We start from the raw sequence: 22,182 nt of genomic DNA, 5'->3' as shown, positions 1-22,182 counted from the left end.
CACTGAGGGTGGGCTGTGTCACGCGGCAATATTCGGCTGCTTTGGCAAAGTGGCGGAACTGGTTGACGGCAAGGATGTATTCCAATTGTTGTAAAGTCATGATGAACAAGGCATTTGAAGGTTATGTATAGACTTCGTCTATGCAAAGATAGAAATTATCTGTTTGACAAGCCTTGATTTACCCCTTATCTTTGCAATACCCAAAAGAAAAATAGTATAAATATTTAAAACAATAGAATTATGAAAACTTTAGATTACTTGCATTTGAATGAAAAGAAAGTGGCTGGCGTAGCATCAGCATTGCACCAATTATTGGCCGACTTCCAGGTACATTACACCAATTTGCGCGGTATGCACTGGAACATCAAGGGACACGGCTTCTTTGTGCTGCACGAGAAGTTCGAGAGTATGTATGACGATACCGCCGAGAAGATTGACGAGATTGCAGAGCGCATCTTGATGCTGGGTGGCGTGCCCGAGAATAAGTTCAGTGAATACCTGAAGGTTGCCAACGTGAAGGAAGTGTCCGACATCTCTTGCGGCAGTGAGGCTGTGGACCATATCCTCGAGACTTACGGCTACCTGATTGGTGAAGAGAGAAAGGTAATTGAACTGGCAAATGAAGCCGGCGATGACGTGACGGCAGATTTGATGACCGGCTACTTGAAAGAGCAGGAGAAAATGGTTTGGATGCTCGTTGCATTCAGTACGAAAAGCTGTACGAAATAAAGGATAAAGAGTTGTGAAAAAGGATAGGGTGATAAAACGGTAGCGGATGCTGCCGGTTTTATCACCCTATTATCTTTCTATAGTTTATATCACTTTTTCTTCTTCGGTGTCCGTCTTGCCCACCCTTCTTCACTGAAGTCGGGCTCTGCATCCTTAAAGTCATTGTTGCCCTGGAAGAACTGTTTCCAGTCATCCTTTTTGCCACGGGCTTTGGTGTAACCCCGCTCTTCGCGGCTGGGCTTGCCTTTCTTCTTGTCGTTTGCAGGACTTTCGGCCTTTTCGCTGCGTTTGCCGGTGGCATCGTTCCGTTTGCCGTCTTCCTTGTAGCTGCGCTTCTTGCTGTCAAACTCTTTTTTCCCATAGCTTCCGGCTGTACCCGGACGTTTGCCCCTCGGAGCCTCCTTACCCTCGTCTCCGGCAACCTCTACGGATACTTTACGGCCGTTCCAGCTGGCGCGGTTCAGGGCCTTCACTACATTGGTGGCTTCCTTTTCCTCCACTTCGAAGAAGGAGAACTTCTGCATCAGGTCAATTCGTCCCAGCTCTACACGTCCACGTGTATTGTTGTTCAGCAGGCTGATTAATTCGTTGGGGAAGAAGTTGTCCATTTTACCCAGGTTGATGAACAAGCGGGTAAAGCCGGGTTCTGCTTTGCGGCTGCTTCTACGGTCGTTGCGGTCGCCCCTCTCGCCACTTCTTGCACCACGCTCACTACCGGTTGCTGTCTCTATCTCGTCACGGCCGCGATAGTAATCCAGGAAACGGTTGAATTCATGCGAAACCATGCGTTTAATCAGGTCCTCTTTGCTCAGCCAGTCCAGCTTGCGGTAGATGTCGGTCATAAAGTCGGCGATTTCCTCCTCGTTCACTTTCACCTTTTCAAGATCGTCTATCACTTTGAGCAGTTGCTTTTCGCATATCTGTTTGCCGGTGGGCATTTCGCCTGCAATGAATTTCTTGCCGATGATGCGCTCAATCTCGCGCATTTTGCCTTTCTCTCGCAGGTTGATGATGGCGATGGAAGTCCCGGTTTTGCCGGCACGTCCCGTACGGCCGCTGCGGTGGGTATAACTCTCGGTGTCATCGGGCAATCCGTAGTTGATGACGTGTGTCAGGTCGTCCACATCGAGGCCGCGTGCGGCAACGTCCGTGGCAACCAGCAGTTGTAGGTTGCGGATGCGGAACTTCTGCATCACGGCGTCACGCTGCGCCTGACTCAGTTCGCCGTGCAGCGAGTCGGCATTATAGCCTTCCTGCATCAACTTGTCAGCTATTTCCTGCGTTTCTTTGCGGGTACGGCAGAAGATGATGCCGTATATCTGCGGATAGTAGTCCACAATACGTTTCAGGGCAGCATACTTGTCTTTGGCATGTACACAGAAGGCTACGTGTTTCACGTTGCTGGTGCTTTCATTTTTGCGTCCGATGGTGATTTCCTTGGCATCGCGCAGGTACTTCTTGGAGATGCGTGCGATTTCCGGGCTCATGGTAGCGGAGAACAGCAAGGTGTTGCGCTCCTGCGGCACATCGGCGAGAATGGCGTTGATGCTGTCTGTGAATCCCATGTTCAGCATTTCGTCCGCTTCGTCCATAACCACGTTCTGTATGGTGGCGAGGGACACGGTTTTGCGTTCCATCAGGTCCAGCAGTCGTCCCGGTGTGGCTACGATGATGTGTACACCCCGTTTCAGGGCGCGTATCTGGCTTTCGATGGACGAGCCTCCATATACGGGCAACACTCGCAAGCCATCGGTATATTTAGAATAATCGTTCAAGTCGCCTGCTATCTGCAAACAAAGTTCGCGGGTGGGGCAGAGAATAAGTGATTGGGGAATTCGGTTGTTGACGTTAATCTTCTGTATGAGCGGCAGGCCGAACGCTGCGGTCTTTCCTGTTCCTGTTTGTGCCAGTGCTACTACATCATTGTTTTCTCCTAAAAGGTAGGGAATTACTTCCTCTTGTACCGGCATGGGCTGCTCGTAACCCATTTCTTCGATGGCGCGGCGTATCTCCGGCGACACACCGAGCTCTTCAAATGTCTTCATTAAATCTTCTGTATATCTTTATCTTTATATTTCGGGCGCAAAGATAGTGCTTTTCAATGGATAATTGATAATTGATGGTTGATAATTATGCAATTACATGATAAAATCGTTTTTTATTGGCTACTCATTATCCATTATCCATTGTCAATTATCCGTTAAAAGAATGTCTTGCAGTCTCTTTCTTTCTTCTTTTGTCAGACCGATGCCTCTTTGCAGGTAGGTGTCGGTATCTCCATACCTTCGTTCCATTTCTTCGATGGCGGCATTCAGGAAATCCTCGCGTGCCGAGAAGAGGGTGGTGATGGCCTCTTGCGAGCGTGCCGGAAGCTGGTAGGCGTATCGGGAGGCCGCCGGGATGTTGAAGTAGTCGTTGCTGAGGCGGTAGTCTTCCATGATGATGTCTTCGTCCACTCCAAGGGAGGCAAGCACAAGTGCCGATACGATGCCTGTGCGCCCTTTGCCCGACGAGCAATGGATAACGACGGGATAATTGTTCTTGTCCAGCAGAATATCGAAAATCCGGCGGTATTCTTTGGTGTAGTTGCTGATGAGCTCGCGGTTCATCTGCTCCACGATTCGGTAGACAGTATCGCTCTTGATTTTCTGTTCCTGTACACCTTTCAGGATATACTCCATGTCGCCGGTAGGAATGGGGATATGGATCACTTTGAATGCCTGTTGCAAAGGGCTTTGTCTATTCGCTTCGACAGATGAACGCAGGTCGATGATAGTCCTTATGCCTATGTTCTTGAGCTCTTTGCGCGAACACGGTTTCAGTTTATCTATTTCGGCAGAGCGGTACAGCATGCCCCAATGCACTTTCTTTTGGGTGGGATAGGAGGAATAGCCTCCCAGGTCTCGGAAGTTCTGTATGCCGGGGATGTTGATGTTGCGGGTGGCAATCTTTACCCGGTATTTGTCAGCGAATACAAGTGTGTAGTAGTATCGTTGTGTAGGGTCGGTAGTGATGACAGTCATCTTCAGGTCGGAGATGTTGGCGACGGCAACGGGAACATCTTCGGGGATATGGTTGGGATTGGTCGAAGCATATACCTTCACATTTCCTTTGATGAGAGGGGCCATTTCCCATTTTACAATGCAGTTGCCCACGTTGTTTTCTTCGCATACAACGGAAATGTGAGGGGCAGTGCCATTGCAGGAAGGGAGCAGCACTGCCAAAACAAGCAAGTTCAATAAGTTCTTATACATAATTCGTAACCTCTCTGATGTCGTTAATCACAAATATATGTAATTTACCCACAGAAGGTAACAGCAATGCCAAGCTTTTATATTTCTTTTTTGAACTTTAAAAAAACTGCTATAGATTCTTTCGTGCATAGGCAGGTTGGTTTACAATGTTACATCAGCGAACCGGGAGGTGGTAATGGGGGGAGTTTCCCTTGGGGCTTTTGTCTCCATGACAGCATGATGTAATTGAGTTGTTTTCCCACTTCTCCGGGTTTAAAGTGTATTTGTTCTTTCAGTTTTACTTCGATTTCCCTATATACATGCAGTGGTACTCTGGCGTATGGGCTAAAGGTCGTGAAATTGAAATTCACTTCCATTACTTTCCCCGTATCCGGACTGAGTAGCATGGTTATTGTGAACTCACGCTTTCCGAGTTCATCTGCCATGGCTTTGGTAAAAGCTTCGTCCACAATGAAGTCTGCTTGTTTACTCATGGAGCTATTGTATTCAATTACTTTTTTTTCATTCCAGCTACCGATGTATATTTTTCCTGTGGCTTTATATACAATATCTTTGTATGTCAACTTGTTCTCTTTGTTATAAAGAGTCACAAACTGGCTACCGTCATCTACGTCACATTGATACGTATAACCATCTACCTCGAAAGTGGTGGTTTTTTTATAAATGACTGTTCCTTCAAGCGATTCTTCTGTTCTGATAGGTTTATCCTGTGCTACACAAGGGTAGATGTATCCTATAAGCAGTGTAATAAGCAATAGTCTTTTCATTCGTCACAATTTTTAGTTGTTAATTTTGTATGTTGCTTACATTAGCGAACCGGGAGGAGGTAATGGGGGGAGTTTCCCTTGGGGCTTTTGCATCCATGCCAGCATAATGTAGTTGAGTTGTTTTCCTTCCTCTATGGGTTTAAAATGAATTTGTTCTTTCAGTTTTACTTCGATTTCCCTATATACATGTAGTGGCACTTTGGCGTATGGCTCAAAGGTGAAAAAATTGAAATTCACTTCCATTACTTCTCCCGTATTTGGACTGAGCAACATGGTTATCATAAGTTCCGTTTTCCCAATTTCATCTGCCATGGCTTTGGTGAATGCTTGGTCTACTATGAAATCTGCTTGCTGACTCATGAATCTGTCATATTCAATTACATTGCTACTCCAGCTGCCAATATATGTCTTCCCCGTGTCTTTATACACAATCTTTTCGTATGTCAGTTTGTTTTCTTTGTTATAAAGAGTCACAAACTGGCTACCGTCATCTACGTCGCATTGGTACGTATAACCATCTACCTCGAAAGTGGTGGTCTTTTTATAAATGACTGTTCCTTCAAGTGATTCTTCTGTTCTGATAGGTTTGTCCTGTGCTACACAAGGGTAGATGTATCCTATAAGCAGTGTAATAAGCAATAGTCTTTTCATTCGTCACAATTTTTAGTTGTTAATTTTATGTTGGGAAAAATATTGGTGATATCCGAATACTCTTTAAATGGATAATTGTCGTATCCTTCCTGACGGAAAGCATTAACGACATTATTAGATATATAGGTTTCAAAGATATCCAAGAATGAAGTTGTAACATGACCTTGCTGATTTACATATTTAGTCAATGAAGTTGTTGCTCTTAGGCGTTGGCTTTTTGCATATTTATCTTGTTTTTTGTCCGTCCACTCCGCGCTCCTTTGTAAGAACAGGTATTGCGCATAGTGCGCTTCTATCTCTCTGTTCATCATAGAACTTTTGAACGATGATATAGGCTCTTGTGTGGTTTGGAAAACATGGAACATTTCATGCAGAAGGTTGTTTGCTTCCAATTCTTCCAATCCGATGTGCAAGGTATGCTCTTCCCAATTGTAGGAATACCCTTTGCCGAAATCGAATTCCAGATTGATTTTGTTGTTTTTGACTTTCTCTTTCAGTTGGCTGTATAGGTCTCCTCCCAAACAGTCTTCCATGATTCGGGCTGTCATGTTTTCGGTGATTACCCATAAAAGCGAGTCTTGGTCGGCCTCTTTCTTGAATATATTTCCTGCCGGAGTGCCCGATGAAGAGCCGGAACCTCCTGAACTTCCTCCTCCAATCCACACATCGCCGCTTCCTCCTCCTTCACTGTTCCAGTTGCTATTATTTATAAGGGCATCATCTACCCAATAGGAATGACTAACGCAGTTGGTATAGCTGTATTCCAGCTGGTCTTTAGGTCCGGTATATACATCCCAGCATTGGGTGACGGTTATTACCGAACGGGTCTGGGCATGAGGCTTGAATGTGAGTCCTTGCGCATTCTCTTCGCCAAATACCAGATAGCTTAACAAGTCGAATATGAACACTTGGTCGCTTTCTCTTATGAGTTCGTCATCACGCTTCAATGGAAGGAATTTCATCCATCCGTCTTTGATGTGCAACAGCCAGATGGCATCGATGCAGTGTGGCTTGTCAAGGCGGTAGAGGGGAACGAAGATGCAGGTCTCTTCTTCTTCGGTCAATTGGTAGGTGAAGTTCCAGAGAGGAATGCCGTATTTCAACAGGAAAGGAGCGGTGAAATGCTTTTCTTCTTCTACTCTGCGTAATGCGGAAATCACGGCTTTCAGGGTAGAGTCGGTGTAGGCAAAGAAGTTTTCCGGCTTGAATAACGCTTGCCGGGTCAACGGGATGTTGTTTGCCGGGAATCGGGGTTGATAGAAAGATTCTTCTGTTTCGCAAGAGGCGAGCATTCCTAAAAGAACGCACAGTGCAAGGTAGATGTTTTGCCATTTCTGCTTAGGAGGGGTTGGAGAGTGCTGTCTGTTTCCTTTTCTATTCATAGCGCGAATGCTTAAGGTATAAAGAATAGACAAATAAAGCAAAAAAAAAGCAGAAATGAAAGGAAAAACAGGAGAATTTTGTTAATCCGGAAGCTGTCCTACCACAGATTGCATGGATTTTCAGGCCGTGTAATCTGTGGTGAACACCCTTTTGTAAGGGTGCCTATGGTTGGTATTTCCGTGCTTCTGCAAATTCCTTTGAAACGGAGTTATTGAAACTCTTGCATACCTCGGCGGCAAACTCAATGCCGCATTGGATGATTTTGTCCCAAGTGGCCTCGTCCATGGTATCGAGGTCCTCGTAGCGTACATTGTACTTCAGCAGCCCGAAGATGATGCCTGCATTGAAGTTGTCGCCCGCACCGATGGTGCTGACCGCTTCCAACGGAGGAATGGAGTATTCTTTGGAAATTGTGCCGGTACGCAATGAAACCTGCTCCGCGCCGGCCGTGCAGAGGAAGTTGCGGCAGTAGAACTTCACTTTGTCCTTGTATATCTTGTCGGCCTCCTGCAAGCCCCACATATAGAAGAAATCCTCCTGCGAGCCGCGTACAATGTTGGCGTATTCCAGATTCTCGATGATGGTGGGAGCCAGCTTGATGGCCTCCTCTTTATGGGACGAACGGAAATTGGGATCGTAGTAGATAATGGCATGCATGTCGTGTGCGCGTTCCAGTAGCTCCACCACTTTGTCGCGCAGTACCGGATTCAGGGCATAGTACGACCCTATGATTACGATGTCGTCTTCCTGAATCTGCGGATATTCCACGTCCAGGCGCTGCTTGGGATAATCTTTGTAGAAGATGTATTCCGCATCGCTCCGGTTGTTCAGGAAAGCGAGTGATACGGGGGACTTCCCGTCGGGGAACACATTGACATGGTCTGTGGGAATATTGTTCTCGCGCATGAAGTTGAGGATGATATTGCCCACGTGGTCGTTGCCCGTTTCACTGATAAAGCAGATGGGAACACCGATACGTCTCAGTGAAACGATGCCGTTGAATACCGAACCGCCCGGAACGGCTGCTGTGGGCTGTTCGCCACGGAATATGATGTCCAGTATGGTTTCTCCGATGCCTATTACTTTACGCATAGCGATCTTGATTTTTCTCCGAGGTAACCACCGTGATGGCGCTTGGAGTAGTCTTCAATGGTGAATCCAGTTTCTTTCATGGTCTGTACCACCAGGATGTCGCCGATGACGGTCATGGCGGTGGTCGAAGTCGTGGGTGTCATGCCCAGTACACATACTTCTTGCGGTTTCCCGGTGCTGAGGCATACGTTGGATTCGTGTGCCAGGGGGCTGTCGGGGTTTCCGGTGATGACGATGAACTTCAGTCCCGGGTTCAGGTTATGTGCCAGCTGTGTCAGCTCCACGATTTCACGAGTTTTGCCCGAATTGGAGATGAGCAGCAACAAGTCATTCTCCTGGAGGATGCCGAGGTCACCATGCTGTGCTTCGCTGGGGTGCAGGAAAACGGACGGAATACCGGTAGAGCAGAAGGTGGTAGCGATGTTCATGGCTATCTGTCCTGCCTTGCCCATGCCCGAAGTTACCAGTTTCCCTTTTTTGCGGTGCACTTGTTCTACGATGAGTTCTACAGCTCTTTCATAAGCGTCCGTCACTGGAATGTTCAGTACGGCTTGTGCCTCTTTCTGCAAAAGCTCTTGAATGGATGCAATCATACTTAATGTGCTAATTTGATTAATGTGCTTAAAATTATAGCAATTGCAAATATCTGCAATTTTCTATAAACGGCAATAAGTTTTATTGTATTTTTGTCGCCTCAAATAGTTTGAAACGTCAGAATGAAGAACTTAAAAGAAAATTTACTGCCAACTTTCAATCAATATATCCTGCCCAATGGCATGCGCATCATTCACGAACCCTCAGCCTCCAAAGTGGCTTATTGTGGTTTTGCCGTAGATGCGGGTACGCGCGACGAGCTTGAAAACGAGCAGGGTATGGCGCATTTTGTGGAGCACCTTATATTTAAAGGTACCGCCAAGCGCAAGGCATGGCACATTCTGAACCGCATGGAGAATGTGGGCGGCGACCTCAACGCTTACACCAACAAGGAAGAGACGGTGATTTACTCTGCTTTCCTGACCGAGCATTTCGGCCGTGCCTTCGAACTTCTGGTGGATATTGTATTCCACTCCACCTTTCCGCAACGCGAGATAGAGAAGGAGACAGAGGTGATTATCGACGAGATACAATCCTACGAAGACAACCCTTCCGAGCTAATCTTCGATGATTTTGAGGACTTGATATTCAGGGGGCATCCCCTGGGACGCAACATTCTTGGCAATCCCGAGCAGTTAAAGCAGTTTCGCAGTGAGGATGCTGCCGCATTCACTGCCCGCTTCTACCATCCCAACAATATGGTTTTCTTTGTTCTGGGCAATCTGAGTTTCAAGAAAGTTGTGCTTATGGCAAAAAAACTTCTGGCGGATATACCGGCAACACCGGTGCATTATGGTCGTACTCCGCCTCCCCTTTATGTGCCCGAGCATCTTGTAGTGCATAAGGATACTCACCAGGCACATGTCATGATTGGCAGCCGGGGATATAATGCATACGATGACAAGCGCACCGCACTTTACCTGCTGAACAATGTCTTGGGTGGCCCGGGCATGAACAGCCGCTTGAACGTCTCTCTCCGTGAACGTCGTGGGCTGGTCTATAACGTAGAATCCAACTTGACTTCCTATACCGATACGGGAACTTTCTGCATCTACTTCGGTTGCGACCCTGCAGATTTGGACTACTGCACCCGCCTGGTATATAAGGAATTGAAACGCTTGCGTGATGTCCGGATGACTTCCTCGCAGCTTGCGGCCGCCAAGAAGCAGCTTATCGGGCAAATCGGTGTAGCTTCGGATAATAATGAGAACAATGCGCTGGGTATGGGAAAGACTTTCCTGCATTATAATAAATGCGAAACTTCCGAAGCCGTGTTCCATCGCATTGAACAGCTCACTTCGGAAGCTCTGTTAGAGGTGGCGAACGAGATGTTTGCCGAGGACTATCTTTCGACGCTCATTTATCGCTGACCGCTTTTTTTATTTGAAAACCTGCAACATAGGACGTCCTATCCATACTTGTGGCTGTTTCAGCCCGAAGATGTGGGCAATGGTGGAGGCAACGTCATACTGCATCATGCTTTCGTGGAATTCGCCTTCTTTCTTAATGTTCTTTCCGGAGATGATGAAGGGAGTCTGCATTTCCTGCATGGTCCTGCCGCCATGTCCTTTTTCAATGCCTCCGTGGTCGGCAGTAACGATGAAGATGGTTTCTTTCAGCATGCCTGCCTCTGTAACGGCCTGGATGATGCGGCTCACATAACCGTCGAGTTCTTTCAGTTTGGCGTAATATTCAGGAGTATTGTGTCCGGCTTGATGGCCTACATGGTCGGGGTTGTCAAAGCAAATGGCAAGAAGGGTCGGTTGTTTCTCCTTGATATACTTTTCTGCCATACCGCATAAGGCTTCGGGATGTTTGTTGTAGTCGGGCGCTTGCGCATAGTGGCTTAAGGCAAGAGTGTCTACAAGGTATTTGATACCGTCCCATTCATACAGGCAGCCTATTTCCGCTTCCGGCCGGGCATCACGTAGCAGCTGGAAGATGGTAGGAAATATGCCGTGCTGGTTCAGTACGCGTGACGGAAGCTCGGGAGTCTTGGAGCCCCATTGCGTATATCCGTGCAATTCAGGACCTGCCCCCATAAACATGCTTGCCCAGTTGACGGCGCTGGAGGAGGGAAGTACAGTCCGTTTTTCTAATGTATAAGAACCGTCTGCCATCAGTTGCTTGATGTGGGGGATGTCTGCTTTGGGAACACTGTAGCTACCCCAGCCGTCAAGACCGATGAAAACTACGTGTTTTGCTTTTCCCTTGGCATTGCAGGGAACTGAAAAGAGGCATGCCACTGCTAGGGCGATGAATAATGTAAAAGTCAGTTTCTTCATGTTTTCTTTAGTTCTTATTGTTAACATGAAACAAAGTTACGGGAAACGTACCTAGTTTTAGTACGATATCGTACATAATCCGGCCGATTTTATATCGTTTCGTTCTTTTCCAACCGTTGCATGCTGAATTCACAGCCGCAATACTGCTGGTTGTAGAAGTCATACTCTTTCAGCAGTTGGTTGCGCCGCTCCTGGAGCCCGCCTTTCCGCCAATTCTGTTCCCAGAAGAGGGTATCCGGATAGAGCGCGGCGGCACGGCGTCCGGCTTCATTGATTTGCTCCAGGCTTTTCCAGCGCGAAGAGGCGAGGGTAGTGGTGAATACGGAGAAACCATGCTCGGAGGCGTAGCGGGCTGTCTCTGTCAGGCGCAGGGTGAAGCACTTCAGGCAACGGCTGCCGCGTTCCGGTTCGTGCTCCAGGCCTTGCATGGTGTGCAGCCAGTGTGCATAATCGTAGTCTGCATCGATGAAATCGATGTTTTTGGAGGTTACGAAACGGATAGCCTCGTTTTTCCTTATCTCATATTCCGCCTGCGGATAGATGTTGGGATTGCAGTAGAATACGGTGGGGCGTATGCCGTTCTCCAGCATGCACTCGATGATGGCAGAGGAGCAAGGTGCGCAGCACGAATGCAGCAGCACCTTGTCTTCACCGTTGGGTGTTTGGACTTTCAACATTATACTTTCAGTTTAATTTTTACTTTCACCAGCAAGCCGGTCAGCCCGACAATGACAAGCGAGAAGACGAGGGACTTGAGCAGCCCCGGTACACCGCTTCCCAATGCTTCGGGATAGTGCAGATGCAGCAGTTGCTGGACAGCATACCAGATGTAAGGGATAATATAGCAGGTCAGCGTTGCCGTGCCTGCGGGTTTGATAATATCGAACCAGTTGGTCTTGCCTTTCACGTCCGTCAGCCAGTAGAAGAAGCCGAACAAGGGGAAGAACATGGCGAGGCAGTAGAACAGCCATGTCGGTGTGGCTTGTATTTTGGATATAATCCAGAACGGGTGTGAGACGAGGGCAAGGACAAGCATTCCTACGCCGAGGGCACAAAGCATGCCGATGAATCGTCCCGGCCGTTCCCGGTCGGCATAGCGCTGCATGAGCAGGGAGGTCAATACGCCGGACATACCGAAGGCATGCAGTGTCCAGTCACTCGGGATAAAGGGAAGCAGGATAATCCGGCTGCCGTACTCTCCCGGTATCAGGTCTGAATGGCTGATTACGGCAAGCAATACGACCACGAACCAGGCAATGGCATTCTTCCGCAGGCTTTCCCGGGTGAACAGATAGATGCCTGCACATACCGCATACGTCCAGCCGATAAGTCCGAGGATGCCCCACCAGCTTATCTGGAACGGTTTCCCGTTCATGTCCTTGTAGATGACGAGGAAGGCGAGCAGCAGCACGCCTGCTGTTTTCATTGCGGTGAAAAGGGTCTTTTTCGTTCCTTCCGCTTTGGGATATACCCCCCAGGTGAGGAAGAAACCGATGACCATCAGGATGGAGAACCATTGGTGCGATAGACCGCCTTCGATGCCTCCGCTGTTCAGTGAAAACAGTCCCATGGCAATCAGCGCCACTGTCCGCCAGAAGATATGGGCCACGACTTGCAGGGTGCTGTCTCCTTTTTTGTACCGGTTTTGTATGGCAAAGGATACGGACATGCCCATGCAGAAAAGGAAAGCAGGGAAGATGGTGTCGGAGAATCCCATCATGTCTTCGTCCATCCTGGCATGCATCAGCCAGTGGGGCACGTTTTTCAGTCCGGGAATGTCGTTGACAAAGAGCATGAGGAACATGGTGAGTGCGCGGAATACGTCTACCGCGGCAATCCGTTGGAGTGTTAAGCTTTTCATGATAGATAATTTGTTTGGGGGTTTTGAACGCAAATATAGGAAACTATTCTTTCCGATGCTACTGCTTTGCAGGATTTCTTGCTATATTTGCATGAACTTTATGGTCATGGAAAGGAGATTGTTCATTTTTTGTTTTCTTGCCGTCGTGGTATGGCAAAGTGTGGCTTTGGCTGCCGGCACGTCGTCTTTCACTGCACTGACGGCTTCTTTGGATGAGGCTATCGAGGCGCATCGGCACTATGTCGCCGTGCGTGAAGGGCGCATTGCCCGGCTGAAGTGCCAATTGCTGGATGCCGACACCGCCAATCTCTCTTTTTTTCGATGGAATGGAGAAATTTATAAGGAGTACAAGGCATATATCTGCGACTCTGCCATCCATTATCTTCGTGTCAATCTGGATTGGGCAGAACGCTATGGCCAACGGAATGGAGCACTCGAAACAAGGCTGGAGCTTGCCCACCTGATGGCTTCGGCAGGCATGTACGAGGAAGCCGCCGAACTCTTGAGGCAGACGGACAAAGCCTCCCTTCCCTCCCATCTGCTGCCGGACTATTACAATGCCTGTCATAAACTTTACACAGAACTGAGTTTCTATACGCTGGACGATTCTTTCAAGAAGCATTATCAGGCTTTGGCTACCCATTATGACGATTCTTTGATGCAGGTACTTCTGCCTTCATCCCCCCTATATCTGGAACGAAGAGAGACGCGGGAGGCCGCTGCAGGCCATCCGGACGAAGCCTTGAGCATCAATGATACGCGTCTGGCACATGCCAAGCCCAATACTCCCGAATATGCGCTGGTGACCTATCAGCGCTCATTGCTCTACCGCCGGCTCGGGAACCGGGAGGAGGAGAAGCGCTATCTGGCTTTGTCTGCACTGACCGATATTCGCCTGAGCATCACAGACCATGCCTCACTCTGGAACCTGGCGGAACTTCTTTATGAGGAAGGGGATATGGAGCATGCCTACCGTTACATCCGTTTCTCGTGGGACGAAACCAACCGATACAACGCCCGTAGCCGCAGCCTCCAGACTGCCGGCATCCTTTCACTGATAGACCTCACTTATCAGGCCATGCGTGAGAAGCAGAATGACCGGCTCCGGCTGTACCTCTGGCTCATCAGCGCTTTGATTGTGCTGTTGGTGGTGGCAGTGGGCTTTATCTACCGGCAGATGCAGCGACTCTCTGCCGCACGGAACAAGCTGGAGCATGCCAACGAGCAACTGCAACTCTCAAACAACATCAAGGAGGAGTATGTGGGCCGTTTCATGAATCTCTGCTCCGTTTATATCAACCGGCTGGATACCTACCGGCGGATGGTCAACAAGAAAATCTCTGCCGGGCAGATGGAAGAGCTGCTGAAGATGGTGCGTTCCCGCGAGGTGCTGGACACCGGACTGAAGGAACTCTATGATAACTTTGATACTGCCTTCTTGCACCTTTTCCCCGATTTTGTCGATAAATTCAATGACTTGCTGCAGCCCGAAGAACGCATCGTGCTCCGTAAAGGCGAGTTGCTGAATACGGAACTCCGCATTTTCGCCTTGATTCGTCTGGGCATCGACGACAGTTCGCAGATTGCAGAATTCCTCCGTTATTCCGTAAACACCATCTATAATTACCGTGCCAAAGTGAAGAACAAGGCCCGCATTTCGCGCGAGGACTTTGAAATACGGCTGATGCAGATACGCTGACAATACGTCAAACCGGCTTTTTGAATCCACTTTCTGCCTTTCTCTTCTTCTGATTATATTTCTGATTATTAGTTGTTTGTTTGTTCATGCTTCTTCACTTCTTCCACCTATTCCCGATTCGCCGGTACGAGGTGTTCTTATCTTTCCTAACTTTGGGGAAGCAAAAGCGAATATCGCAACTAATACTATAACCAAAATTATTGCCATGAAACATTTATTAGCGACAAGCATTACCATCGCCCTGCTCTCTTTGGGCCTTGCGGGATGCGGTGAGAAACAAGCGACAAAAGAAGTAACTTCGGATGCATTCGTAACCATTCAGGGTCAGGACTTGATAAAGCCCGACGGTACCAAACTCTTCATCATGGGTACCAACCTGGGCAACTGGCTGAATCCGGAAGGATACATGTTCAAGTTCAACAAGACCAATTCCGGCCGTTTCATCAATGAGATGTTCTGCCAGTTGGTGGGACCGGACTTTACGGCCGACTTCTGGAAAGCATTCAAGGACAATTATGTAACGCGCGAGGACATCCGCTTCATCAAGGAGCAGGGTGCCAACACCATCCGCCTGCCTTTCCACTACAAGCTGTTTACCGACGAGGACTATATGGGGCTGACTGCCGACCAAGACGGCTTTGCCCGCGTGGACAGCCTGGTAGAGTGGTGCCGCGAATCGGACTTGTACCTCATCCTCGACATGCACGACGCTCCCGGCGGACAGACGGGCGACAATATCGACGACAGCTACGGCTATCCCTGGCTGTTCGACAGCGAAGTCAGCCAGCAACTCTACTGTGACATTTGGCGCCGGATAGCCGACCGCTACAAGAACGAACCGGTCATCCTCGGTTACGAACTCTTCAACGAGCCCATTGCCCCTTACTTCGAGAACATGGAGGAACTCAACGGCAAGCTGGAAGATGTATATAAGAAAGGTGTAGCCGCCATCCGCGAGGTGGACAGCAACCACATCATTCTGCTGGGCGGTGCGCAATGGAACGGTAATTTCAAGCCTTTCAAGGACTCCAAGTTCGACGACAAGATAATGTACACTTGCCACCGTTACGGAGGCGAACCTACCCAAGCTGCCATCCAGACGATTATCAACTTCCGCGACAGTGTGAACCTGCCCATGTACATGGGTGAGATAGGCCACAATACGGACGAATGGCAGGCCGCTTTCTGCCAGACGATGCGCGAGAACAACATCGGCTATACCTTCTGGCCCTACAAGAAGATGGACGGTTCTTCTTTCGTCGGCATCACTCCGCCGGAGAACTGGGCAAACATCGTGTATTTCTCCGAAGCACCGCGTGCCACGTACAAGGAAATCCGTGAGGCACGTCCCGCGCAGGCCATGTCCCGCAAGGCGATGATGGACTTTATCGAGGCATGCAAACTGAAGAATTGTGTGGTTCAGGAGGGTTATATCCGGTCATTGGGAATGAAGTAGCGGGTGCTGCCTCGCTGCAAACAGTACGTATCAAGTCCCAGAGGATGAGATGCCGGGACTTAGCATGAAAGAGGTAGGGACTGAGCTGTACACACCATAGGACTGAGCACCCAAAACATCCGGATGTTTTAGGGCAAAACATGGGGATGTATTGGGATAAAACATCCGGGTGTTTTGGGGTAAAACATGGGGATGTTTTGGACAACAACATCCGGATGTTATGGGTACTCACTATACGGGTGTAAGGACTTCAGTTCCTATGTAGGTAGGGCTAAGTCATATTCCCTTGTATGTCGGGGATTATCAATGGTACGGACTGATTATGATTGCTTACTTATATAACAACTTAATTATACAACAATGAAAAAAGTATTATTCGGTTTGGTTCTGGCCGCTGTCGCGCTGCCTCTTTCGGCCCAGCAGAAGCCCGTCTATCTGGACGCAAGCAAACCTATTGAAGAAAGAGTGGAAGACGCCTTAAGCCGTCTGACCCTGGAAGAGAAAGTGAAGTTGACCCATGCGCAAAGCAAGTTCAGCAGTGCGGGTGTGCCCCGTCTGGGCATTCCCGATGTATGGACGGACGACGGCCCCCACGGCATACGTCCCGATGTGTTGTGGGACGAGTGGGAACAAGCCGGATGCACCAACGACTCCTGCGTGGCTTTCCCTGCCCTGACCTGTCTGGCGGCAACCTGGAACCCCGAAATGTCTCTCCTTTACGGACAGAGCATCGGTGAAGAGGCACGCTACCGCAACAAGTCCGTCCTGCTGGGCCCCGGTGTCAATATCTACCGCACACCGCTCAACGGACGCAACTTCGAGTATATGGGTGAGGACCCTTATCTGGCCGGAAAGATGGTGTCGCCCTATATCCGGGGCGTGCAGCAGAACGGCGTGGCTGCCTGCGTGAAACACTTCGCCTTGAACAACCACGAAGTGAACCGCCACACCACCAACGTCATCGTGGACGACCGTGCTCTTTATGAAATCTATCTGCCTGCTTTCAAGATGGCCGTGCAGGAAGGCGGAGCGTGGAGCATCATGGGTGCCTACAACCTATACAAAGGCCAACATCTTTGTCACAACCAATACACATTGAACGATATATTGAAGGGCGAATGGGGATTCGACGGCGTAGTCATTTCCGACTGGGGCGGCACGCACGATACCCGGCAAGCCATCACCAACGGGCTGGATATGGAATTCGGCAGTTGGACCAACGGGCTCTCGAACGGTGCCAGCAACGCATACGATAACTATTATCTGGCAAATCCCTATCTGAACCTCATCCGCGAAGGTAAGGTAGGTACCACGGAACTGGACGACAAGGTACGCCGCATTCTGCGCCTTATCTTCCGTACGGTGATGAACCCCGACCGTCCGTGGGGAAGCATGCTCTCTCCGGAACATTACGAGGCTGCCCGCCGCATCGGTGAGGAGGGCATCGTACTGTTGCAGAACAAGGGCAATGTGCTCCCGATAGACCTGAACCGGGCTAAAAAGATTCTTGTAGTGGGCGAGAATGCCATCAAGATGATGACCGTAGGCGGTGGTAGTTCTTCCCTGAAGGTACAGCGCGAACTCTCTCCGTTGGACGGCATCAAGCAGCGTGTGGCCGGCAAGGCCGAGGTGGTCTATGCCCGTGGCTACGTGGGCGATGCAAGCGGTGAATACAACGGGGTGGTGACCGGACAGAATCTGAAGGATGACCGTACTCCCGAAGAGCTGATAGCTGAAGCCGTGAAAGAGGCCCGGGATGCCGATTATGTCATCTTCATCGGCGGCCTGAACAAGAGCAACGGCCAGGACTGCGAGGACTCCGACCGTAAGGGTCTGGGCTTGTCCTACGGTCAGGATGCCGTTATCTCCGCACTGGCCGAGGCGAACAAGAATCTGATTGTCGTCAACATCTCCGGCAACGCCATTGCCATGCCGTGGGTGAACGAGGTGCCTGCCATCGTGCAGGACTGGTATCTGGGTTCCGAAGCCGGCAGTTCCCTTGCCGCCATCCTCATGGGTGATGTCAATCCCAGCGGCAAGCTTCCGTTCACCTTCCCCGTGAAGCTGGAGGACTGCCCGGCCCACAGCTTGGGCGAATATACCGGCAAACGGAGCAAGGACATCATCGACATCAAGTATAATGAAAGCATCTTCGTGGGCTACCGTTGGGCCGATAAGCAGAAGAAGGTGAAACCGTTGTTCCCCTTCGGCCACGGTTTGAGCTATACCACTTTCGAATATGGCAAGCCGACGGCCGACAGCAAGACCATGCAGGCCGACGGTACGCTGACCGTGAAGGTTTCTGTAAAGAATACCGGAGCGCGCGAAGGGCAGGAAGTTGTCCAACTGTACATCAGTGACAAGAAGTCCTCTCTGCCTCGTCCCGTCAAGGAACTGAAAGGTTTCCAAAAGGTGAAACTGGCTCCGGGCGAAACAAAGGAAGTCACATTTACCATTGATAAGGAGGCTCTTAGCTTCTTCGATGACACCCAGCACGCTTGGGTGGCCGAGCCGGGCAAGTTCGAGGCTGTCATAGCAGCTTCGGCAGCCGATGTGAAGGGAACGGTTCCTTTTGAATTGAAATGATGTAGGAAAATAAAGTTTCCTTTTAGGTTATTATCAAAGATAGTGTAGATGGAGGGTGTGGCCGTGAGGTTGCACCCTTTCTTTGTACTCTTTACAAGCCAATATGTTTTCTTATATTTCTGAGTTTCTTCGGGTTGGCTAAGGAAGATGCAGATATGCTGGATGTTAGAGTCAAAGCAGTGATGTTTTGTAGTAATGGGTGAGTTTTTACCGCCGTGTTTGGGCAGATTTTCATCTTTTATATTTATTTTTACAGAAATGATCGGGACAATGGTTCTTGTCCTGATGGGATGTGGTAGTGCTGTCTTTGCCGGAAGTGCGGCGGGGGCGGTTAGTGCAGGTGTCGGAACGCTGGGAGTGGCTTTTGCTTTCGGCTTGTCCGTTGTGGCGATGGCATACGCTATCGGAGGAATCTCGGGCTGTCATATTAATCCTGCCATTACCCTGGGCGTTCTGTTGTCCGGCAGGATGAGCGGGAAAGATGCAGCCATGTATATGGTGTTTCAGGTTATCGGGGCGGTTATCGGTTCTGCCATTCTTTATGCATTGGTGTCTACGGGCGCTCATGGTGGTCCTACGGCTACCGGTTCCAATGGGTTTGCTGACGGAATGATGTTGCAGGCATTCATTGCAGAGGCTGTGTTCACGTTTATCTTTGTGCTGGTTGTCTTAGGTTCTACGGATTCCGAGAAGGGGGCGGGTAATCTTGCAGGATTGGCCATTGGTCTTACGTTGGTATTAGTGCACATTGTTTGTATTCCTGTTACGGGAACTTCTGTCAATCCTGCCCGTAGCATCGGTCCGGCACTGTTCCAGGGTGGCGAGGCTCTCTCTCAGTTGTGGCTGTTCATTGTAGCTCCGTTTGTGGGTGCTGCGCTGAGTGCCGTTGTATGGAAAGTGCTTGCTGCAAAAGAAGGTAAATAAATGTCGGCAGACAGTGCCTTAAGAAGAGGCGGCTGATGGCAGAAAACTTATAAAGGGAAGCCCTCCGTCCGAAACTTCAAAGTTTCGGACGGAGGGCTTCCTGTTCTTTCCTTATGCTTGCTATATCTTGTGCCTTATTCGTACAGCGATTTGGCTATACCCATTTCCAGTCCACGAAGCTCTGCCAGTCCGCGCAGACGGCCGATACAGGAATAGCCGGGATTGGTTTTCTTCTTCAAGTCGTCTACCATCTGGTGTCCGTGGTCGGGTCGCATCGGGATAGAGACACCACGGCGTTGTTGCAGTTCAAGGAAGGCTTTCATCACGTGATACATGTCCACGTCTCCTTCCAGGTGGTTGGCTTCGTAGAAATTGCCTTCGGCGTCGCGTTGTGTACTGCGCAGATGGACAAAGTTGATGCGGTCGGCAAATTGCTGCATGATGACTGCACAATCGTTGGCGCTGCTTACACCGAGCGAACCGGTGCAGAGGCAAAGACCGTTGCTCTTGTTGGGAACAGCGTCAATCAGTGCCTGGAAATCGGCAGCACAGCTCATGATGCGTGGCAGGCCGAGGATGGAGCACGGTGGGTCGTCCGGATGGATAACGAGCATGACACCTGCTTCGTCGGCTACCGGAGTGATTTCTTGCAGGAAATAGATCAGGTTGGCACGCAGGCGTTCCGGAGTGATGCCCTTGTAGCGGTCCAGTTCCTGTTGGAACTGTTCCAGGGTGAAGCTTTCTTCTGAGCCGGGAAGTCCGGCAATCATGTTGCGTACAAGCAGTTGTTTGTCTGCCTCTGTCATCTGTTCGAAGCGGGCACGGGCTTTGGCCTTTTCTTCATCGGTGTATTCGCCTTCTGCACCGGGACGACGTAGCAGGAAGAGGTCGAAGGCGATGAAAGCGGCACGTTCAAAGCGGAGGGCACGACTGCCGTCGGGTAGTTCGTAGGCGAGGTCGGTACGTGTCCAGTCCAGTACGGGCATAAAGTTGTAGGTGACAATGTGAATGCCGCATTTGCCCAGGTTACGCAAGCTCTCTTTATAGTTGTCGATATACTTCTGGAAGTCTCCGGTTTGGGTCTTGATATGTTCGTGTACGGGTACACTTTCTACTACAGACCAGCGCAGACCGACGGCTTCAATCATTTCTTTCCGTTTCTTGATTTCCTCTACTGTCCATATTTCCCCGTTTGGAATATGATGCAAGGCGTTTACAATGCCGGTAGCCCCGGCTTGTTTGATGTCCCAAAGGCTTACCGGGTCGTTGGGACCGTACCAGCGCCAGGTTTGTTCACAAAGAATCATGTTATTTATTGTTTGATGATTTGCAATTTACTATTTACATGGCGAATGCGTTGAACCCTCCGTCCACTACAGCCACCGTACCGGTGACAAAGCTGGAAGCATCGCTGATGAGGTATTGGATGGTTCCGCAAAGCTCTTCTGCACGGCCCATACGTCCGAAGGGAGTTTGGCGAATCACATCTTGCCCACGTTCCGTGTAGCTTCCATCCGGGTTCGTCAGCAGGGCACGGTTCTGCTCTGTGAGGAAAAATCCGGGTGCGATGGCATTTACACGAATACCTTCACCAAACTTCTTGGCAACTTCCGTAGCCATGAAGGCTGTGAAATTGGAGATACCGGCTTTTGCGGCAGCATATCCGGCTACACGCGTCATGGGGCGGAAAGCAGCCATGCTGGAGAAGTTGACAATAGCACCTGCCTTCTGCTCCACCATCGGTTTGAGGAAGACTTGTGTAGGCAGTACGGTACCGGTCAGGTTTAATTCCAGCACCCGTTGGAACTCTTCTATCTTCAAATCGAAGAAAGTGCCCGTGGGCGCGATGGTGGCACCCGGCATATTTCCGCCGGCTGCATTCAGCAGGGCATCTATGCGGCCATAGGCTTTCAGGATGTCAGCCAAGTTCTGTTCCAGCAGTTCACGGTTCATCACGTCGGTTGTCAGGAACATGGCTTCTCCACCGTTTGCCTTGATTTCGTTGACGATGGCGTTTCCTACCTCTGCTTTGCGACCTAAGATTACCACTTTCGCTCCTTCTTCCGCCAGATGAAGAGCGATAGCTTTCCCCAATACTCCCGTTCCGCCGGTTATTACTACTACTTTGTCTTTGATGTTGAATAAGTTCTTCATAATGTTATGTATTAGTTTATAAAATGAATCTTTTTCGCAAAGTTAGGGATTAAATCATTTTTAGTGCTTAAATAGAGTGCTAAAATACTTATCTTACTGGCCGGAAACGGAAATTAGTGCGGTTTTTAAGATTCGTTTGCTATCAGATGCACTCACCACGACGGGTGCGTGCTGCTTGTTTACGCGGATACTTGCCCGCCCGTTAGCAGCTTGTATGCGGCGTGAGCCTTGCGCGGTGCCTTGGTTGCGGAGTAACGCTTCACTGTCTGTGCAGCCGAATTCTATGAACTGGCAGGCATCCAGGCAACGTATGCCGTTTTCGTCTATCAGTTCAGCCTGCACAAGTATGGTTTCCGCATCCTGGGCGGTCTGCGTCAGAAGTATTCTTGACGGTTTGCCCCAGGTTCGGGTTTGATACTCCTGCTGAATTTCATCGTCGAGGCGCAGCTTGCCGTCATACCCTGTGGCGGTAATCTTGTTGTTTCCTTCTCGTAATGGCACATTCCAGCGCAGCCCTGCTGCCGGAAAGTCCTGGCTGTTGCGCTTCTTCCGTCCTTGCGACACACCGTTGACAAACAACTCCACTTCGGGGCAGTTGGAATAGACCAGAATTTCCTTGGGCTCGCCCGGCTTGCCCCAGCGCACCGGCCAGGAGTGTCCGTAGATGTGCAGCATCGGTTTGCTGCTCCAATAGGATTGAAAGACGTAATAGCTCTCTTTCGGGGTGCCGTCTCGTTGCACCACCCC

At 49.7% G+C, this 22,182-nt stretch carries 20 protein-coding genes; 6 read left to right on the top strand and 14 right to left on the bottom strand.

Features of this window, described 5'->3' with window-relative positions; translation table 11 throughout:
* The coding region (locus ABUA47_RS12245) for a LysR family transcriptional regulator (protein WP_410520183.1) at nt 1-100 on the bottom strand (100 nt) is incomplete at its 3' end.
* Nucleotides 101-240: 140 nt separating this feature from the next.
* Between ABUA47_RS12245 and ABUA47_RS12240 the strand changes: the two genes are divergently transcribed.
* The gene (locus ABUA47_RS12240) at nt 241-729 is read left to right on the top strand and encodes a Dps family protein (RefSeq protein ID WP_005826103.1); all 489 of its coding nucleotides are present in this window, start codon (nt 241-243) and stop codon (nt 727-729) included.
* A gap of 89 nt (nt 730-818) precedes the next feature.
* Here the strand turns inward: ABUA47_RS12240 and ABUA47_RS12235 are convergent, their stop codons facing one another.
* The 7 genes from ABUA47_RS12235 to ABUA47_RS12205 form a co-directional block, all read right to left on the bottom strand.
* Entirely contained in the window at nt 819-2,774 is a 1,956-nt protein-coding gene (locus ABUA47_RS12235) for a DEAD/DEAH box helicase (protein ID WP_022401898.1), read from the bottom strand.
* 144 nt (nt 2,775-2,918) lie between these two features.
* On the bottom strand, nt 2,919-3,983 hold the full coding sequence (locus ABUA47_RS12230) for a tyrosine-protein phosphatase (protein WP_022401897.1): 1,065 nt from the start codon (nt 3,981-3,983) through the stop codon (nt 2,919-2,921).
* Nucleotides 3,984-4,132: 149 nt separating this feature from the next.
* Nucleotides 4,133-4,750 carry a DUF5043 domain-containing protein gene (locus tag ABUA47_RS12225; RefSeq protein ID WP_005826097.1) on the bottom strand — a complete coding sequence of 206 codons (618 nt, stop codon included), beginning with the start codon at nt 4,748-4,750 and terminating at the stop codon, nt 4,133-4,135.
* Between the two features lie 36 nt (nt 4,751-4,786).
* The gene (locus ABUA47_RS12220; RefSeq protein ID WP_005826095.1) at nt 4,787-5,401 is read right to left on the bottom strand and encodes a DUF5043 domain-containing protein; all 615 of its coding nucleotides are present in this window, start codon (nt 5,399-5,401) and stop codon (nt 4,787-4,789) included.
* Nucleotides 5,398-6,783, bottom strand: coding sequence for a hypothetical protein (locus tag ABUA47_RS12215; RefSeq protein ID WP_035447593.1), 1,386 nt, complete (start codon nt 6,781-6,783; stop codon nt 5,398-5,400). The genes ABUA47_RS12220 and ABUA47_RS12215 overlap by 4 nt, the downstream gene beginning before the upstream one ends.
* Nucleotides 6,784-6,946: 163 nt before the next feature.
* Nucleotides 6,947-7,876 carry a carbohydrate kinase family protein gene (locus ABUA47_RS12210; protein ID WP_035447594.1) on the bottom strand — a complete coding sequence of 310 codons (930 nt, stop codon included), beginning with the start codon at nt 7,874-7,876 and terminating at the stop codon, nt 6,947-6,949.
* Nucleotides 7,864-8,469 (bottom strand): SIS domain-containing protein, encoded by a 606-nt coding sequence (locus ABUA47_RS12205; protein WP_005826081.1) that lies wholly within the window; start codon nt 8,467-8,469, stop codon nt 7,864-7,866. Before ABUA47_RS12205 ends, ABUA47_RS12210 begins: the two co-directional genes overlap by 13 nt.
* 123 nt (nt 8,470-8,592) lie before the next feature.
* Between ABUA47_RS12205 and ABUA47_RS12200 the strand changes: the two genes are divergently transcribed.
* Entirely contained in the window at nt 8,593-9,840 is a 1,248-nt protein-coding gene (locus ABUA47_RS12200; RefSeq protein ID WP_008662120.1) for a M16 family metallopeptidase, read from the top strand.
* Between the two features lie 9 nt (nt 9,841-9,849).
* On the opposite strand, the gene ABUA47_RS12195 is transcribed toward ABUA47_RS12200, so the two are convergent.
* The 3 genes from ABUA47_RS12195 to ABUA47_RS12185 form a co-directional block, all read right to left on the bottom strand.
* Nucleotides 9,850-10,755: an alkaline phosphatase gene (locus ABUA47_RS12195; protein ID WP_035447597.1), complete on the bottom strand. Its 906-nt coding sequence runs from the start codon at nt 10,753-10,755 to the stop codon at nt 9,850-9,852.
* Between the two features lie 89 nt (nt 10,756-10,844).
* On the bottom strand, nt 10,845-11,432 hold the full coding sequence (locus ABUA47_RS12190; protein ID WP_035447599.1) for an epoxyqueuosine reductase QueH: 588 nt from the start codon (nt 11,430-11,432) through the stop codon (nt 10,845-10,847).
* Nucleotides 11,432-12,616 carry a DUF5009 domain-containing protein gene (locus ABUA47_RS12185; RefSeq protein WP_035447601.1) on the bottom strand — a complete coding sequence of 395 codons (1,185 nt, stop codon included), beginning with the start codon at nt 12,614-12,616 and terminating at the stop codon, nt 11,432-11,434. The genes ABUA47_RS12190 and ABUA47_RS12185 overlap by 1 nt, the downstream gene beginning before the upstream one ends.
* A gap of 106 nt (nt 12,617-12,722) precedes the next feature.
* Between ABUA47_RS12185 and ABUA47_RS12180 the strand changes: the two genes are divergently transcribed.
* From ABUA47_RS12180 to ABUA47_RS12165, 4 genes are all read left to right on the top strand, one after another.
* Nucleotides 12,723-14,315, top strand: coding sequence for a DUF6377 domain-containing protein (locus ABUA47_RS12180; RefSeq protein WP_035447844.1), 1,593 nt, complete (start codon nt 12,723-12,725; stop codon nt 14,313-14,315).
* 205 nt (nt 14,316-14,520) lie between these two features.
* On the top strand, nt 14,521-15,771 hold the full coding sequence (locus ABUA47_RS12175) for a glycoside hydrolase family 5 protein (RefSeq protein ID WP_008662113.1): 1,251 nt from the start codon (nt 14,521-14,523) through the stop codon (nt 15,769-15,771).
* Between the two features lie 360 nt (nt 15,772-16,131).
* Nucleotides 16,132-18,357: a glycoside hydrolase family 3 C-terminal domain-containing protein gene (locus tag ABUA47_RS12170; RefSeq protein ID WP_009037433.1), complete on the top strand. Its 2,226-nt coding sequence runs from the start codon at nt 16,132-16,134 to the stop codon at nt 18,355-18,357.
* 258 nt (nt 18,358-18,615) lie between these two features.
* On the top strand, nt 18,616-19,281 hold the full coding sequence (locus ABUA47_RS12165; protein ID WP_085931073.1) for an MIP family channel protein: 666 nt from the start codon (nt 18,616-18,618) through the stop codon (nt 19,279-19,281).
* Between the two features lie 134 nt (nt 19,282-19,415).
* Here the strand turns inward: ABUA47_RS12165 and uxuA are convergent, their stop codons facing one another.
* The 3 genes from uxuA to ABUA47_RS12150 all read right to left on the bottom strand — a co-directional run.
* On the bottom strand, nt 19,416-20,588 hold the full coding sequence (uxuA, locus tag ABUA47_RS12160; protein ID WP_005826068.1) for a mannonate dehydratase: 1,173 nt from the start codon (nt 20,586-20,588) through the stop codon (nt 19,416-19,418).
* A 34-nt stretch (nt 20,589-20,622) separates the two neighbouring features.
* On the bottom strand, nt 20,623-21,435 hold the full coding sequence (locus ABUA47_RS12155) for an SDR family oxidoreductase (protein WP_035447604.1): 813 nt from the start codon (nt 21,433-21,435) through the stop codon (nt 20,623-20,625).
* Nucleotides 21,436-21,528: 93 nt separating this feature from the next.
* Nucleotides 21,529-22,182 (bottom strand): DUF4982 domain-containing protein (locus tag ABUA47_RS12150; RefSeq protein ID WP_349831627.1); only part of this gene is annotated, 654 nt, incomplete at its 5' end.

The sequence above is a fragment of the Bacteroides sp. RTP31139st1_H2_RTP31139_211217 genome (genome assembly GCF_040227615.1).
Lineage (GTDB): Bacteria > Bacteroidota > Bacteroidia > Bacteroidales > Bacteroidaceae > Bacteroides > Bacteroides uniformis.
This window is presented reverse-complemented; position numbering and strand designations above follow the sequence as displayed.